This is a genomic window from Oecophyllibacter saccharovorans, from assembly GCF_006542375.1.
In the GTDB taxonomy this organism is placed as follows: domain Bacteria; phylum Pseudomonadota; class Alphaproteobacteria; order Acetobacterales; family Acetobacteraceae; genus Oecophyllibacter; species Oecophyllibacter saccharovorans.
On the sequence record NZ_CP038143.1, the window covers coordinates 842,231 to 858,131 of the forward strand.

General features: G+C 61.7%; 12 protein-coding genes and 1 riboswitch. Of the genes, 5 read left to right on the top strand and 7 right to left on the bottom strand.

The annotated features are described in order from the left end of the window. Positions 1-27: 27 nt before the first annotated feature. Positions 28-528, bottom strand: a complete 501-nt coding sequence (locus E3E11_RS08480) for a hypothetical protein (RefSeq protein ID WP_194149566.1) — start codon at positions 526-528, stop codon at positions 28-30. A 586-nt stretch (positions 529-1,114) separates the two neighbouring features. Between E3E11_RS08480 and pqqE the strand changes: the two genes are divergently transcribed. Next, complete coding sequence (gene pqqE, locus E3E11_RS03660) at positions 1,115-2,173, top strand: pyrroloquinoline quinone biosynthesis protein PqqE (protein ID WP_231119018.1); 1,059 nt, start codon at positions 1,115-1,117, stop codon at positions 2,171-2,173. Here the strand turns inward: pqqE and ribH are convergent. From ribH to E3E11_RS08615, 6 genes are all read right to left on the bottom strand, one after another. Further along, positions 2,163-2,663 (bottom strand): 6,7-dimethyl-8-ribityllumazine synthase, encoded by a 501-nt coding sequence (gene ribH, locus E3E11_RS03665; protein WP_141451236.1) that lies wholly within the window; start codon positions 2,661-2,663, stop codon positions 2,163-2,165. The genes pqqE and ribH overlap by 11 nt on opposite strands. A 61-nt stretch (positions 2,664-2,724) precedes the next feature. Further along, complete coding sequence (ribB, locus tag E3E11_RS03670) at positions 2,725-4,092, bottom strand: 3,4-dihydroxy-2-butanone-4-phosphate synthase (RefSeq protein ID WP_231118986.1); 1,368 nt, start codon at positions 4,090-4,092, stop codon at positions 2,725-2,727. Then, positions 4,089-4,769: a riboflavin synthase gene (locus E3E11_RS03675; protein WP_141452102.1), complete on the bottom strand. Its 681-nt coding sequence runs from the start codon at positions 4,767-4,769 to the stop codon at positions 4,089-4,091. The genes ribB and E3E11_RS03675 overlap by 4 nt, the downstream gene beginning before the upstream one ends. A 4-nt stretch (positions 4,770-4,773) precedes the next feature. Then, positions 4,774-5,871, bottom strand: a complete 1,098-nt coding sequence (gene ribD, locus E3E11_RS03680; RefSeq protein ID WP_231118987.1) for a bifunctional diaminohydroxyphosphoribosylaminopyrimidine deaminase/5-amino-6-(5-phosphoribosylamino)uracil reductase RibD — start codon at positions 5,869-5,871, stop codon at positions 4,774-4,776. A 192-nt stretch (positions 5,872-6,063) separates the two neighbouring features. Continuing rightward, positions 6,064-6,297: riboswitch (FMN riboswitch) on the bottom strand. 243 nt (positions 6,298-6,540) lie between these two features. Beyond that, positions 6,541-7,116: a hypothetical protein gene (locus tag E3E11_RS03685; protein ID WP_141451237.1), complete on the bottom strand. Its 576-nt coding sequence runs from the start codon at positions 7,114-7,116 to the stop codon at positions 6,541-6,543. A gap of 269 nt (positions 7,117-7,385) precedes the next feature. Further along, a complete protein-coding gene (locus E3E11_RS08615) occupies positions 7,386-8,360 on the bottom strand; it encodes a Crp/Fnr family transcriptional regulator (RefSeq protein ID WP_269203638.1) in 975 nt (324 codons plus the stop codon). Between the two features lie 308 nt (positions 8,361-8,668). Here E3E11_RS08615 and E3E11_RS03695 point away from each other — a divergent pair, with 308 nt between their 5' ends. The 4 genes from E3E11_RS03695 (at position 8,669) to E3E11_RS03710 (ending at position 15,895) form a co-directional block, all read left to right on the top strand. Then, the gene (locus E3E11_RS03695) at positions 8,669-9,646 is read left to right on the top strand and encodes an OmpW/AlkL family protein (RefSeq protein WP_141451238.1); all 978 of its coding nucleotides are present in this window, start codon (positions 8,669-8,671) and stop codon (positions 9,644-9,646) included. A 309-nt stretch (positions 9,647-9,955) separates the two neighbouring features. Further along, positions 9,956-11,101: an efflux RND transporter periplasmic adaptor subunit gene (locus E3E11_RS03700; protein WP_141451239.1), complete on the top strand. Its 1,146-nt coding sequence runs from the start codon at positions 9,956-9,958 to the stop codon at positions 11,099-11,101. A 97-nt stretch (positions 11,102-11,198) separates the two neighbouring features. Further along, entirely contained in the window at positions 11,199-14,330 is a 3,132-nt protein-coding gene (locus tag E3E11_RS03705) for an efflux RND transporter permease subunit (protein ID WP_141451240.1), read from the top strand. After that, positions 14,327-15,895, top strand: a complete 1,569-nt coding sequence (locus E3E11_RS03710; protein ID WP_231118988.1) for an efflux transporter outer membrane subunit — start codon at positions 14,327-14,329, stop codon at positions 15,893-15,895. Before E3E11_RS03705 ends, E3E11_RS03710 begins: the two co-directional genes overlap by 4 nt. Positions 15,896-15,901 lie beyond the last annotated feature (6 nt).

Consider the following 15,901-nt stretch of genomic DNA (forward strand, 5'->3'; position numbering starts at 1 on the left):
CTGAAGCGCTCGAATTGATCTTGTTTCTCATTGCACGTCTTCCTTCAGGGACTGAAGGGCCTCGACATCCGCCGGGGTCTGGGGAACGGCCGTGGCCGGATGAAGCAGGGGACGGCCCATGAAAGGCAGAGCGGCAAGGACGAGCAGGCCGATCAGAGCAGGGCCGAACAGGCGCGGCAGCCAGCCCCACCACTCAAAGCCCACTTCCCAGATCGTCCACAGCAATGTGGCAGCCAGCGCCAGCAGGTAGAGCCAGCCACCCCAGCGCTGCCCCAACAGGAGCCCAAGGCCGGCAGCAACCAGCACCGGGCCGCAGAGCAGGTAGTACCAGGAGCCGCCGTACCAGACGAGCTGCAACCCGGCGATGATGAAAAACAGACCGAAAAACACGATGACCAGGCCCAGCACGAACAGGCCCACCCTGATTACCAGACTGTGGGGCTGTGTGTGAGGTTGATCAGGATCTGAAAACGTGCCGCTGGCGCCAGGTGGAGACGATGCGGATGAAGACTGCACGACGGAAGACATGTTTCGATTTTCCCTCGAACTCACAGGCGGGCGGCAGTCCGGCTGACTGCAACAGCCCGCGGAGAAGCATTGAAATCTTTCAGCCTCGTGATGCCTTGCTGTCGCAGAACGGTGCAGAATTTCCACGGGACTGAACCAGACATGAATTCTTCCCTATCAGTCACATGAAGAGACAGTAAGACATCAGACCGGCCGATCACGCTCTGTTGATGAATCGCCAGTGAAACATTTGCCTGACCACTGCACAAAGTTCAGAAAACCCTGAAGTAAATCCCTTCCGGTAACAGTATTTCTTCCCCCGCCCCTGCCTGGCAGCAATAAATCTCCCTGGTCTCTGGGGATTTCCTTTTCTGTATCAGCCTGAAATCAGCAGGCCGTCGCTGGCTGCGCCGGCGACATGCCAGGCCCGGTCGCATCCGCAAATGCTTCTCACGCTCTGGCAGCTTCGCTAGATTGGCTTGTTCCTGTTCATCCCTTCCCGGAACCGGAGGCTTTCTGACCTGCCATGTCTTCCGCTTCTACCCTCTCTCCCCCTTCCACCTCCCCCACTTCCACCTCCCCCACTTCCACCTCCATTGCGGCCCCGATGAGCCTGCTAGCCGAGCTGACACATCGCTGCCCGCTGGCCTGTCCCTATTGCTCCAATCCGCTCGATCTTGAGCGCCGGAGCGAAGAACTGCCACGCGAGATATGGGAGCGGGTTCTGGAAGAAGCGGCGGAGCTCGGTGTGCTGCAGGTGCATTTTTCAGGCGGTGAGCCGATGTCCCGCCCCGATCTGCCGGCCCTGGTGGAAAAAGCGCGCAGCGTCGGGCTCTATACCAATCTCATCACTTCCGGCCTGATGCTGACCGAAGCCACACTCCGCAAGCTCGATGAAGCGGGGCTGGACCACATTCAGCTCTCCTTCCAGGACGTGGTGCCTGAGGAAGCCGATCTGCTGGCAGGCGTGAAGAACGTGCAGCCGCGCAAGCTGGAAACCGCACGGCTGATCATGCAGAGCGATATCCCCCTGACGCTGAATTTTGTCCTGCAGCGCCGCAACATGGAACGCATGCCGGCCATGTTCCACCTTGCACGCCAGCTGGGCGTGCACCGAGTGGAGATGGCCTGTGCGCAATATTACGGCTGGGCCCTCAAAAACCGCCCTGCGCTCCTGCCGACACGCGCCCAGCTTGACCAGGCCGCCGCCTGCGTGGCTGAGGAGGAGAAAAAAGGCGGGTTGGCGATCGATTTCGTCACCCCTGATTATTACGCCGACCGCCCCAAACCCTGCATGGGCGGCTGGGGGCGACGCTTTCTCAACGTCTCCCCTTCAGGCAGGGTCTTGCCCTGTCACGCCGCTGAAACCATTCCGAATGTGGCTTTTCCCAATGTGCGGGACGCTTCGTTGCGGGAGATCTGGTACGACTCCGAGCTGTTCAACAAATTCCGCGGCACCGACTGGATGCCCAAGCCCTGCAGCAGCTGCGACCGGCGCGAGCAGGACTGGGGCGGCTGCCGCTGCCAGGCCCTGGCGCTGACCGGCAATGCCGCCAATACCGATCCGGTCTGCAGCCTGTCGCCCTTCCATGACCGTGTGGTCAAAGCCCTGGAAGAAGCGAACGCGCCTGCGCCACCTTTCATCTACAGGCGGTTCAGCAGCTGATATGGCCCGGGTCGGGCAGACGGGTCGCGCGCATGAAGGCCACTGTCTCAACGCAGGCTGCTGAGGCCTCCCGGCCCTTGTTGGCGGCATCATTGCGTGAGCGGACCAGAGCTTGCTCTTCAGTATAAGTGGTGAGAATACCGAAGGCGACGGGGGTTTCAGCGCCCAGCATGGTCTCCATCAGCCCCATCGTCGCGCCAAGCGAAATATACTCGAAATGCGCCGTATCGCCCTTGATCACGCATCCAAGGCAGATCACCCCTTCATAGCGCCCCAGACGGATCAGGCGCTTGGCCATCAGGGGCATCTCGAACGCACCGGGAGCTTCGTAGATATCCACGTTTTCGATGCCGTGCGCCTTCAGCCAGCCCAGCGCGCCATCGCGCAGGCCGCCGGTCACGACCGGATTGAAACGGCTGACGATCAGGGCCAGGCGAGGCGGCGGGTCGAGTTTCAGGTCAGTCGGGGCTGTTGCGATATGCGTGCTCATGCGGGGAAATCCTTTGAATTCAGACAGTCTGTTGAAATTCAGCTGAAATACAGGCGGGAGATCAGGAAGCTCTGGGAAGTTGGGGGGCAGCAGGGCTGGTTTCGAGAAAATGACCCATACGTGTGCGCTTGGTATCGAGATAATGTCGGTTGAAGGGATTGGGGGCGATCTCCAGCGGCACGCGCGCCAGAACCTGCAGGCCGGACTTCTCCAGCCCTTCCTCCTTGAGAGGGTTGTTGGTCAGCAGGCGCAGGCGCCCGATGCCGAGCTGCCTCAGAATTTCAGCAGCCACGTCCCATTTGCGTGCATCAGACGGCAGGCCGAGCGCCTCATTGGCTTCAACGGTATCAAGTCCCTGGTCCTGCAGGCCATAAGCCCTGATCTTGTTGAACAGCCCGATCCCCCGTCCTTCCTGGCCGCGCAGATAGACCAGCACACCGCTTTCAGCCTGACTGATCCGTGCCAGGGCTTCACGGAGCTGCGGCCCGCAATCGCAGCGCAGCGAACCGAGCGCATCTCCCGTCACGCATTCGGAGTGCAGTCTCACCAGTGGCGCCTCATCAGGCGTGCGGGCCTGTTGTGAAGCACGTTGCGGATCTCCCTTGACCAGGGCGACATGTTCCACCCCGTCAGGGGCGACGAAAGCATGGATCTTGAGGTCCGTGCCTCCGTAGAGCCCGGGCAATGCGGCCACAGCCTCGGGAAACCTCTCAGCCAGGTCGAGGGGCGCTGAAGCGCTTTCAGTCTGGTGGTTTTCCGCAATAGGGTGCTCTGCAGGGTCATCAGAAACCACTTCCCCCCGGCCATGAGCTGCAATCCAGCTGCGCAGCTGGGCGATGCTGATCAGGGGAAGGCCGTGCTGGCGTGCAAAGACCTTCAGCTCCGGCAGGCGCATCATGCTGCCGTCTTCAGCCATGATCTCGCAGATCACCCCGGCTGGCTCCAGCCCGGCCAGACGCATGAGGTCCACCGCCCCTTCCGTATGGCCTTCACGTCCCATGACGCCTTGCGGATTGGCCCGGAGGGGAAAGACATGTCCAGGCGAAACCAGGCTCGCAGGCGTGGAGGCTGGGTCTGCCGCACGCCGGATTGTCAGCGCACGGTCGGCAGCGGATATACCGGTCGTCACCCCTTCAGCGGCCTCGACCGAAACCGTGAAAGCGGTGCCGCGGGGATCACGGTTGTTTTCTGTCATGGGAGGCAGCCCCAGCCGGTCCACCTGCTCCCCTTCCAGTGCCAGGCAGATCAGCCCGCAGCCCTGGCGCGCCATGAAAGCGATGTTCTCCTGGTTGGCAAACTGCGCTGGCAGGATGAGATCGCCTTCATTCTCGCGCTTTTCATCATCCACCATAATGACCATGCGGCCGGCCCGCATGGCGGCAACAGCTTCATGCAGTGCAGAAGGCAGCGGATGCGGGGAAGTGTTCATGCGGGCTCTCCCTGAATAAATGCGGAGACCGGTTTTCCCCCGTGCTGCAGAAGGGTCTCGACATATTTGGCCAGCACATCCACCTCCACATTGACCGGATCGCCCACGCGCAGGGTGGAAAGGCGGGTATGGGCCCAGGTATGGGGAATGATCATCAGGCCGATCTCAAATCCCGGCCCTTCCTGCAACCGGGATTTTCCGAAAGGGGAAAGGGCTGCAGACGAGTCGTAAACCGCATTGACGGTCAGACTGATGCCGTCAATGGTGATGGAGCCTTTTTCCACCACGTAACGCCGCAGGGAAGCGGGCAGAAAGACCTGCAGGTCATGCGAATCGCCCGCCGGTTCAATCGCGCTCAGCCAGCCGAGACCATCGACATGGCCTTGCACGATATGGCCTGAAAGCCGGGTGGCAAGGGAAACGGCCCGCTCGAGATTGACGCGCGCGCCTGGCTGCAGGGCACCGAGGCCGGTGCGGTCCAGGGTTTCCCCGCTGAGGTGGAACTCTACCTCGCCCTGGGGGGTGAAACGGGTCGCCGTCAGGCAGACGCCATTGACGGCAATGCTTTCACCTTCCTGCAGATCCGTAAAACCGCTGGCAACGCGCAGGTCCATGGCACTGGGACGTCTGTCAGCAGTCGTGACCTCTCCCACATGTTCGATAATGCCTGAAAACACGGGGTCATACTCCATTTTCATCAGAGAACTTCATGTCAGGGGTCACTTGCAGCCGCCTGTCCAGCAGGGTCACAGGGCTTTCATGCCCCAGGAGCCCGGGCTGAGGCGACTGTTGCAGGCGCATGGCATCCGCCTGGCCGGATCGCACTGTGAAAGTCAGCCAGTCGTCCCAGAGCTTTTCCGCTTCAAGCGTCTGCAACAGGGTAGGGCCACCTTCCACCAGCGCCCAGTTCGCTTCATGGGTGGCCAGCAGGGCCAGCATTCCGGCGGTATCGCGGCAGGTCTCCACAATGAAGCCAGCCTCTTCCCGTGCCCGGCGCCAGGCCGGAGGCAGGCGGCCATGACGGTCGAAAACCACGATCAGGCGTGGGTGCCGGCATTCATGGTCCGGCAGGTGACGCACGGTGAAAGAGGGCTCATCAGCCAGCACGGTGCCGATGCCCGTCACCACCGCATCAGTGGCGCGACGCAGGCGATGGGCCAGCTTGAGGGAATCGGGAGACGTGAAAGTTCTGCGTCCGGGTGGCGGCACCATGCTGCCTTCAGCCGTCAGCGCCTGCTTGACCGTCAGCCAGGGCCGTCCGCGCAAAATCCGGCTGGCGAAAGGCGCGCGCAAAGCCGCGCAGTCAGCGGCAAGGGGGGCATATTCCGGCACGTCTTCGAGAAAGAAAACCTGTTTATCTGAGCCTGGAGAAGGCGTGGAAGAGCGGCCGCCCCGGGCAAGGAATTCAGCACCGCCACTTGCCTGCGGATTGGGATCGCGCGCGCCGATCCACACGGTCTGGACAGGTGACTGACGCAGAAGCAGGCTGCAGGGCGGCGTGCGACCGTAATGGTTACAGGGCTCAAGCGTGACCAGCGCTGTGCGCACACGCCCCATCACACCCAGCCGTTCCGCTTCCCGCAGCGCCATGACTTCCGCATGCGGCTGGCCAGGCGCCGGGTGGGCCCCGACCGCCAGCAGCGTGCCGGCCTCATCAAGCAGGGCACAGCCAACGGCTGGATTGGGCGCAGTGGCACCCATTTTCTCCACCGCCTGCGCCAGGGCCGCTTCAAAGCCTGCACGTACGCCCTGCCGCTGCGCCTCTGTTGGCACAGACACGGCAGCAGCCGGCAGCCTGTCTGGCAATGAATCTGAAACTGGGCATGCCCGATCGGACAAGATCACGTTCCCTCATGGCAAGGGACGTTTCCAGGGCGCACGTCTCCCCACACCTTTTGCGGTGCGACCGCGATCGGCTCGGACAGCAGACATGCGCCCCAGCCGCCAGCGCCCCGCAAAAGGGTGCAGGATCAGCGTTCTCTCACATCCGGACTGTCACCGTCGGCTCTGGAATCACACCAGATCTGCTGGACCCCCGGTTGCTCTCAGGCCCCACCGTTTCCAGTAGGGGCAGACCGAGAGCGACCGGGGCGCTCGCGGGCTTGAAACCTCAGAGCGTTCCACATGCTTGGCCCCTAGGCCCGGCACGGAACACTGAGACTTCTCACCGCCGGTAGGGAGTTACACCCTGCCCCGAGAACGTCTTTGGTTATCCTGCCTGAAAATATGGCCCTCTCCCAAAGCAAGGGCAAGGGCAAAGCGGCCGGAAGTATTTCCACCACCCCACCGACTCTGCCTTTTTACAGGATTTCAGCGCCCATAAAAAAAGACCGCCTCCTTCACTATTAAGCAAAGGAAACGGTCTTTTGTTCCGATAATATGTGCTGCCGGAAGAGCCGGCAGGCACATATTCAGCCCAGCTGTCGAAGCGCCGGCTTCAGGGACCTGTTACAGGCCGCCCAGCAGGCCGTGGACGTCTTCACGGGTCTGCTTGCCGATGTTCTTCAGGTTCTTCACGTTCTGCTTCTGCTGCTCGCGGAACTGCTTGATCTGCTCACGCTGCTGCTGACCCATGTTGTGCAGGCGCTCTTCCTGCTCCTTGCGCAGGTTCTGCAGCTTCTGGCGCTCTTCTTCAGGCATGTTCTTGTACTTATCGGCCATGTTCTTGTACCTGTCCTGCACGGCCTGCAGACGCTTCTGCTGCGCATCGATACGCTGCTGCAGGCGGGCTTTGGCGCGCTCAGGAGCATTTTCGTATTTCTGCTTCAGGGCATCGAGCTTCTGCTGCTCATGCTGCTGGGCCTGCGTGTAGCTGTCCAGACGGTTCTGCAGCTTCTGGTTGAAGTTGTTCTCGGCATTGAGAACGTTCTGAGCGGCATTGCCAACCGGGTTGGGCACAGTCGCCTGAACGGGCGGGGCCGCCTGAAGGCTCTGGGCAAAAGCGGGCAGGGCGCTGAAGGAAGCAGCCACCACAGCGGCGGGAAGAATAGTTGCGAACTTACGCGTGGTTTTCTTGATGGTCATGATACGACAACCTCATAAATTAGGAATCTACATAAAAGACCCTAATCCCGAAAGATGACCATAAAGTGACTGGAAAGTGTCGCAGAGATAAACCGGGAGGAAAGTTTTTCTTTACAGTATTTTCCAGCTCTCCCTGCCCTTCTGCCAGCTGCGAACTATGACGGGCTTGTGCAGAAATAAGGCCGGTTCCTGCAATTTGTTGTTTATATGCCCTAAATTATTTAGGTGCTTGGCCGCCGCTCAGGCGCAGAGTCGCCTTGGCTTTTCCCTTATGGGGCTGCGCATTTATGGGGCTGCGCATTGCCCGAAGGCAGGTGACCGCCTGCCAGCGCACGCAGCTTCTCGGGCTCGAGCAGACAGAAACGGTGGATACCCTCAAGGCGGATGAAATTCTCGCGCCTGAACTGCCCAAACTGGCGGCTGACCGTCTCAAGCGTCAGCCCCAGGTAATCGGCGATATCGCTGCGTGACATCGGCAGCCGGAACCAGGGCAGGCGCGCTGAGGGGGACAGGGGCTGCAGCCTGCCGCTGGCCTCAAGCAGGAAGCTTGCAAGCCGCTCGCGGGCTGTCTTGCGCCCGAGCAGCAGCAGCTGCCCCTGCAGACGCCGCACATCCAGCATGCAGGCCTGGCGCAGGCGCAGACTGAGTTCGGGAAAATCACGCGCCAGGTTTTCGACCACCTCAACCGGAAAGCGGCACAGCGTGGTCACAACCAGTGTTTCAGCTATGGCCGTTTCATCAATGCCACTCCTGAAACCCCGGCACGGCACGGAAGACGACACTGATGACGGTGACGGCAAGGGACTTGAAGAGCCGCTCGGACTGGTCAGGCCCGAATCACCCCCCTTCTGCACAACGCGGTCTGCACCGAGACTGCCTGTACCCAGATTGCCTGCGCCAAGACTGGCCCCCAGCCCCAGGAAATCACCTGCCGTCTCAAAAGCGATGATCTGCTGGCGCCCATCAGGCAGCGTCGTGAAGAGCTTGATGCATCCTTCAATGATCACATGAATGTCCCCGGCACTGTTCCCGGTCGCGACGCTGCACCCTGCCGGACATCTGAACCGCTCGCACCACTGCGCCAGCCTTTGGCGACCCTCTGGCGGCAGGGCACCGCAAAGCGCGCTGCGCAGGCCGCCGCAGCCGGCACACTCCGTTTCTCCAAGCATTGCAGGCGCCCGCTTTGCCTTACGGTCCGTCTTCAGAGAGAAGGCCTTTCCGTCCAGCCTCGTCACATTTCCCATTTTTCCTCCGAGCGGGCCTAGCGCCGAACGGACTGCCAGAGACAGGCCAGAGACAGGATGACCTGATATCAGCGCCCGGTATCAGGGTTAGGGCCTCAGCCTCCGGAAGCAGCTCCGAAAAGCTGTGCAAAAATGCCACATTCTTCCTGTACAATAATCTGCACAGGCAGTTGTCATGCTTTTTTTGATCTAGATCAAGGAATTCTCGCAAGCAGGGTGGTTCATAGACCTCACTTCTTTCTTGTCGCTTTTCCGACGATTCCATTCTTATCTTGATTCTTGATCAAAACGCAGGATTTCCCGACGCCATGAAGCGCCTCGTTCTCCGTACCGCCCTGACTGCCGCCCTCGGTTTCTCTGCTACGGCTGCCATGGCCCAGACCGCCCAGCCGGTTCCCGGCCAGGCCGTTGTCACCCAGCCTTACAGCGCTCAGTCCTATATCGGACAGCCCGTCGGTGCGCCGGGCGCGACTCGGGCCACCGTTGCTGCTACCACCAACATGCAGGCCGCGCCGGATCCGACCGTGCATCTCGCCCCGCCCAAAGGCCCCTGCGGCATCTTTGAAACCTGCGCCAGCACCAAGATCGGTCTCGGCAAGGGCGACTTCCTGGTCCGTCTCTCAGCGCTTGGCGCCATCACCAACAACACCAGCACCTCGGTAAACATCCAGGGCGGCGTCAACCCGACCGCGCTGAAGGGTCCCTACATTCCAGGCGCTTATATTCCGGGCACCAAGGGCACGGGCGGACGTCTGACGGCCACAAACCAGGTGATGCCGGAGCTGACGTTCGAATACTTCTTTACCGACCATATCGCTCTTGACCTGATCGCCGCTTCCGAGCGCTTCGAAGCTAAGGCCCACAACACGCGCGCCAAATATTCCGGCCTCGACCCCAGCGGCAACCTGGACGTGGGCAGCTTCTGGGCCCTGCCCCCCACCCTGACGGTCTCCTATCACTTCCTGCCGCATGAACGCTTCAACCCCTATGCGGGCGTCGGGCTGATGGTGGCCTTCTTCCACAACACCCATCCCGGCAAGAACCTGGGCGTCAACCAGCTCTTCAACCGCCTGAAGCTGCAGACCACCCCGGCTGTGGCCTTCGAGTTCGGCTTTGATTATCAGCTCGTCGGCAACTGGTTCCTGAATGTGGACGTCAAGCAGGCGCTTCTGCACACCAACATCTACCTGAACCGTCACATCAACAAGCTGACCAACGGTCCGGTGCATGCTCGTGACAGCATCAACCCGACGCTCGTCGGCATGGGTATCGAGTACCGCTTCTGAGCCGAAAAGGCTTTCAAACCGGTCTTGCCTTTACCAAAAACGCCCCGTCCTGGCAGGACGGGGCGTTTTTGGTCTTTCCGGCTTTCTGAATCGGCTGTTCTTAAAATATTCTACACTGTCCCCCAAGCAGGTTTCAGGTCACAAGCATTCCGTTTCTGCCTCTCTTCGCTCGACCCTGCATCCTGCACGTCTGGAGCTGGACGCAAAAATAAGGTGACGCTGCGCGGGCACAGATTACAGAACCGTGACAGAGGCAGAGTGATGTGGCACAAGATGGCGGGCTGAAGAATTGCGCAGGACGATCAAAACATGACCGTTAACCGGCCCGTTTCCCATAAAACGGCCTTGACCGTGACGGCGCTTGTCGTGCTGGCCTGCCTCTTCTGGGGCGCATGGCACATTTTCCATGTCACGCCCTCTCCCACACCGCCGCCGCCCCAGCTCACGCGCGACGGCGATTTCCTGCACGTGCGGCCAGGCAGCGCGCTGCAGAAAATCCTTCTCGTCGAACCCGTCCCCATGCTGAATCTGCCGCGCAAGGTACCCCTGCCGGCGCAACTGATCTCGCCGCCCGGCAAAAAGGTCAACCTGTACCCGCCCGTGCTGGGCAAAATTGTCTCGCTCAATGTCCGCCCAGGCCAGCTGGTCAGAAAAGGCGACGTCATGCTGACCCTGCTGCCCATTGACGGCGCGCAGGTGGTGGCCGATGCCCGCAAGGCCCAGGCCGAGCTGACACTTGCGCAGCAGAACTACCAGCGCGCCCGCGGCGTTCTGGCTGTAGGCGGCACGGCCCTGAAGGACCTGCAGGCTGCCCAGGCTGCCCTTGAGGAGGCGGAAGCGGAATACCAGCGCGCCCAACAGGCCATGGTGGCGATCGGGGCCCGTACGCACGGGCCTGACGCGCATATTCTTCCGGTCACTTCTCCCATCTCCGGCATCGTCAGCAATATCGGCGTGGGTGTCGGACAGAATGTCACCAATCTAGACCTGACCGGCCCGCTGCTGACTGTCACCGATCTCAGCGAGGTCTGGCTGAGTGCCAGCGTACCGCAGGACATGCTCGACCTCTTCCGCCCAGGCATGAAGCTTACCGCTGATTTCAGCGGCCATCACTGCGGCGGCCCCGTCATCGCCCAGGAACCGGCCCTGGCTGAAGATACGCGCCGGCTCAACATCTTTCTCGCCTGTCCCAATCCGGACAGTTCTCTGCGTCCGGGCGCCTTCACCACCGCCCTGCTCAGCGTGCCTGAACGCAGTGTCGTCATGCTGCCCAAGACCTCGCTGCTGATGAGCAATGATCTGACAACCGTCTTTCTGGAAGTCGCCCCCAATACCTACCGGCGCCAGGTCGTCACCGTCAGCTATGATGAAGGCGATAACGTGCGGGTGCTGGCCGGGGTGTATAAAGGCGCGCGCGTGGTGGTGCGCGGCGCCATTCTTCTGAACGATTACTGATATATCGCTGATACAGGCTTTAAGCAGGTTCCCCGCACCGCCCCGAAAGGCGCCGCAGCCGCAACCTTGAGCCCGGAAACGGAGACACTGGCAGGACATGCGCATCGCAGCTTTCATCACCTGGTGTTTTGAACGCCCGAAAGCCATCTTCTTCCTGAGCGTGCTGCTGCTTATGGGAGGGTGGGCCGCATGGCGCAATCTGCCGGTGGAAGCTTATCCCGATCTCGGCCCTGTCACGGTGATCATCACCACTCAGATGCCGGGCCTTGCCGCTGAGGAAATGGAGCAGCAGGTCACCATCCCGCTGGAGCGGGCTCTGGCCAGCGTTCCCAACGTGACTGAAAGCCGCTCCAGCAGCACGTTCGGCCTGTCGCTGATCACCCTGATCTTCCGTGACGGCACCAATGTGTTCCTGGCCCGCCAGCAGGTCCTGGCGCAGCTGGCCACCGTTCCGCTGAGCAACGGGGCCGAGCCGGAGCTGGGACCGATCTCGGGGCCAAGCGGGGAGATCTACCGCTACACCCTGGAATCGGACCAGGAAAACCTGATGGCGCTGTCAGATGCGCAACGCTGGATCGTCATTCCGGCCCTGCAACGCGTTCCGGGCATTGTGGACGTGGCCAATTTCGGCGGGTTCACCAAGGAATACCAGCTGGTTCTCGCCCCCAACGCCCTGGTGCGCTACGGCGTCAGCCTGCAGGACGTCATCAACGCGCTCAAGAACAGCAACACCGATGCTGGGGGCGGGCGTGTCTCGCGCGGCGAGCAATCCTACATCATCCGCGGCATCGGGCTGCTGCACTCCCTTGACGACATGGGCAAGGTGGTCGTCACGCAGCACAATGGCGTGCCGGTCCTGATCCGCGACCTGGGGCGGGTTGAATTCGGCCACCAGATCCGCCAGGGCCTGGTCGGCAAGGACCGCAACCCCGACACGGTGGAGGGGGTGGTGACCATGCTGCGCGACGCCAATCCCTCGCAGGTTCTCAATGACCTCCATGCCACGGTCGAGAAGCTCCAGCACCGTCTGGCGCCCATGCACATGCGCATCGTGCCTTATCTGGACCGCGACAACCTTGTTCACGCCACGATCGAGAAGGTGGGCGAGACCATCACCGAAGGCGTGCTGCTGGTTCTGGTCATTCTGACCTTCTTTCTCGGCTCTCCCCGCTGCGCCGTGATCACGGCCCTCACCATTCCCTTCGCGCTCGCCGTGGCGTTTCTGCTCATGCAGGCCTTCAGCATGCCGGCCAACCTGTTCTCTCTCGGGGCCATTGATTTCGGCGTGATCGTGGATGGCGCCATCGTGGTTGCCGAATCCCTGCTGCGCCTGCGTGAAGATGAACCCGGCCAGCTGCTCAACAAGTCGCTGGCACTCGAGGTCACGTGCCGGGCCGGGCGGGCCATCTTCACCTCGACCATGATCATCATCGTTGCCTACAGCCCGCTGTTCGCCTTTCAGAACATCGAAGGCAAGCTGATGCATCCGATGGCCTTCACAGTCAGTTTCGCCCTGCTGGGGGCCCTGCTCTGCGCTCTCGCCCTTACGCCCACCCTGACCTATCTGGCACTGCGCAAGCCCGGAAAGATCTGGCACAACAAGTTTCTCGACTGGGTCCAGAAGGCTTATCGCCACACGCTGGACCACTTCCTCAACCGTCCGCTGCCGATCTATCTCGGCGCTGCAGGCGCGCTGGTGGCGGTCGTGTTTCTGGGCGCACGCACGGGACGGGAATTCATGCCCGATCTCGATGAGGGCGCGCTGTGGCTGCAGGTGCAGATGCCCACCGCCATCGCCCTCAATGACGCAGCGGAACTGGCCAACAAGCTACGCACCGTCGTCCGCTCCTTTCCTGAGACGTCCTATGCCGTCACCCAGCTTGGCCGCTCCGATGACGGCACTGATCCCTGGACGCCTTCGCATGTGGAAATGCCGGTCGGGCTGATCCCCTACAGCCAGTGGCCACGCGGCGAGACCAAGGAGATGATGGTCGAGCGACTGCATACGGCCCTGGCCGAGAAAGTGCCGGGCATCACTTTTGACATCACCCAGCCCATTCAGGACAGCATCGACGACATGATGGCCGGCGCGCACAGCCCCCTGGTGCTGCGCGTCTACGGCGACGACTTTCAGGAACTGCGACGTCTGGGGCAGAAGATCGTCGACGTTCTGTGGAAAGTGCCGGGCACCACACAGGCCGACATCTATCAGGAGCCGCGCATTCCGCAGATCCAGATCACGGCTGACCGGCTGCGCGCCGCCCGCTACGGCGTCAGCGTCAATGACATCGCCGATGTCGTGACCTACGCCATCGGCGACGGCCCGATCACCAGCGTGATGGACGGGCCCCGCATCTACAATGCCACCCTGCATGTCGGCCAGCCCACGCTCGACAACTTGCAAGCCTTGGGCCAGCTGCCGATCATGACGAGCGCCAAAACGGCCATTCCTCTTTCGGAAGTGGCTGACATCCGGCTACACATGGGCGAAAGCAACATCGCCCACCAGCTGGGCGAGCGCCAGATCACCATTCAGGTCAGCAGCGGCAACCGCCCGATGTCGCAGTATCTTGACGATGCGCGCGCGCGCATCGCCAAGGAGGTCAAGTATGATCCCGAAGCCTATCATCTGGAATGGGCCGGAACCTTCCAGCAGGAACAGCGCGCGCAGGACCGGTTGATCAAGGCGCTGGGCGTGGTGTTCCTGGTCATGATCGGCCTGCTCTACATGGAGTTCCACCAGCTCAGAATGGCTCTGCTCATTCTGGGCACCGTGCCCCTGGCGACCCTTGGCGGGCTGATCGCGCTTCATCTCCGACATGACACGCTCAACATCGCAACAGCCGTCGGGTTCATCGCCCTCTTCGGTGTGGCGATCCAGAACGGCATCATCATGCTTTCAAGCATCGGCCGCCACCGCCTGAGCGGCCGCGCCATTCACGAAGCCACCCTCAACGGTGCCGTCGAGCGCCTGCGGCCTGTCCTTACCACAGCGACCGTGGCGACAGCCGGCATGCTGCCAGCGGCCCTGGCAACGGGCATCGGCACCAATGTGCAGCGCGGCCTGGCAACGGTGGTGGTCGGCGGCCTTGGCATTGCCACCCTGCTTACCCTCTTCATCCTTCCCGTTCTCTATTGCCGGATGGAGGAATCCGTGGCCCGGCACATCCTGCGCAAAGAGGAAAAAATGAAGGCGCGCCAAGCACAGGCGGGAGGAGAATCAGCGTGAAGAAATCCCGGTTCCACCTTGCGCATGCCCGCTTTTCCCGCCCGGCCGGCCGCCTGGCGATGCTGGGTCTGCTGGCCGGCCTGGGCGGATGTCTGCTGGCCCCCAGCGACAAGCCACCGCCACTGCCCGCCAACGCGCGCTACAGCGCAACTTCCTTTCCGCCCACCCCTGGTCGCCGGATGAATGCTGATGTCTCGGGCCCTGAGAGCGTGCTGCGTTCAGAACAGCTGGTGACCAATCTGGATATCCCCGGCGCCTGGTGGGAAGTGTACCGCAACCCGGATCTCAACCGTCTGGTGGTCATGGCCCTGACCAACAGCCCCTCTCTCAAGGCCATGCAGCGCGGCCTGCGGGTGGCGTGGGAGCAGCGCCGGGTGGAAGGGGCCGGGCTCTACCCGCAGGTCAGCGCGCAGCTGATGCCCAGCTGGAACAAGGTTTCGCATGACCTCTCCAACGTACCGATCCAGAATTACTGGAACTACAGCATGCACACCCTGCAGCTGCAGGTGGGCTACGTGCCGGACCTGTGGGGCGGCAAGGCTGAAGCGATCATCGCGGCTGGCGCGCAGGCCGACATCCAGCGTTTTCAGCTGGAAGCGACAGCCCTCACCCTGATTTCCAACCTGGTGAACGACGTCTTCATGGACGCGGGCCTGCGGGCGCAGATTCAAGTCAAGAAATCCCTGGTGACGCAGGCTGACCAGATTCTGACGATCATGAACAGCCAGCAGGCCCTGGGAGAGACCTCGGTCGAAAACACCTTGCTGCAGAGAAATGTTCTCGACCAGCAGGATTCAGACCTCCCTCCCCTCGAAAAACAACTGGCACAGAATCGCGACCAGATCGCCATTCTGGTCGGCGTTCCCCCCAGCACGCCGCTCCCTGAATTCCAGCTTGATCAGTTCACGCTGCCAGCCCAGCTGCCCATGACGCTGCCAGCCCAGCTCCTGGAGCAACGACCGGACGTTCAGGCAGCGCGCGCCCAGATCACGGCGGCTGCAGCGCAGGTCGGCATTGCCATTGCCAACCGGCTGCCCAACCTGCAGCTGAGCGCTTCGCCAGGCTACATCGCCGAGGCCATGAAGAATTTCTTCACCCCCAGCATGGGCAATTACACTCTCATGGCCACGGTGACGCAGCCGCTCTTTCAGGGCGGCAGCCTGGTCCATGCCCAGCGCGCGGCCCGACAGGTCTTTCTGCAATCGGTCGAGGAATACAAAAACACGGTCCTGACAGCCATCGGAGACGTGGCCGACAGTCTGCATGCCATCGAGCATGACAGCCAGACCCTTGTCGCCAGTGAGGACGGGCTGGAGGCAGCCCAGAAAACCTACGCCATCGCAAGGGCCAAGAACCGCCTGGGCGACAACAGCCGCATTGATGTGCTGGCAGCTGATTTCCTGGTTCTGCTCGACAGGCAATCCGTCATTCAGGACGAAGTGCTGCGCTTTACCGACACGGTCGCTCTGTTTCAGGCCCTGGGTGGCGGCTGGTGGCACCGCAATGATCTCGGCATGAGTGCCAAGGATGCCAAACGCCTTTCCACCAGTCTGCTTCCCTGGTAACGGGAT

Coding starts and splice junctions, on each gene's coding strand:
- E3E11_RS03695 (WP_141451238.1), top strand. CDS start 8,669: ATGAAGCGCCTCGTTCTCCGTACCGCCCTGACTGCCGCCCTCGGTTTC.
- E3E11_RS08615 (WP_269203638.1), bottom strand. CDS start 8,360: ATGGGAAATGTGACGAGGCTGGACGGAAAGGCCTTCTCTCTGAAGACG.
- pqqE (WP_231119018.1), top strand. CDS start 1,115: ATGAGCCTGCTAGCCGAGCTGACACATCGCTGCCCGCTGGCCTGTCCC.
- ribH (WP_141451236.1), bottom strand. CDS start 2,663: ATGAGCACGCATATCGCAACAGCCCCGACTGACCTGAAACTCGACCCG.
- ribB (WP_231118986.1), bottom strand. CDS start 4,092: ATGAACACTTCCCCGCATCCGCTGCCTTCTGCACTGCATGAAGCTGTT.
- E3E11_RS03685 (WP_141451237.1), bottom strand. CDS start 7,116: ATGACCATCAAGAAAACCACGCGTAAGTTCGCAACTATTCTTCCCGCC.
- E3E11_RS03705 (WP_141451240.1), top strand. CDS start 11,199: ATGCGCATCGCAGCTTTCATCACCTGGTGTTTTGAACGCCCGAAAGCC.
- E3E11_RS03700 (WP_141451239.1), top strand. CDS start 9,956: ATGACCGTTAACCGGCCCGTTTCCCATAAAACGGCCTTGACCGTGACG.
- E3E11_RS08480 (WP_194149566.1), bottom strand. CDS start 528: ATGTCTTCCGTCGTGCAGTCTTCATCCGCATCGTCTCCACCTGGCGCC.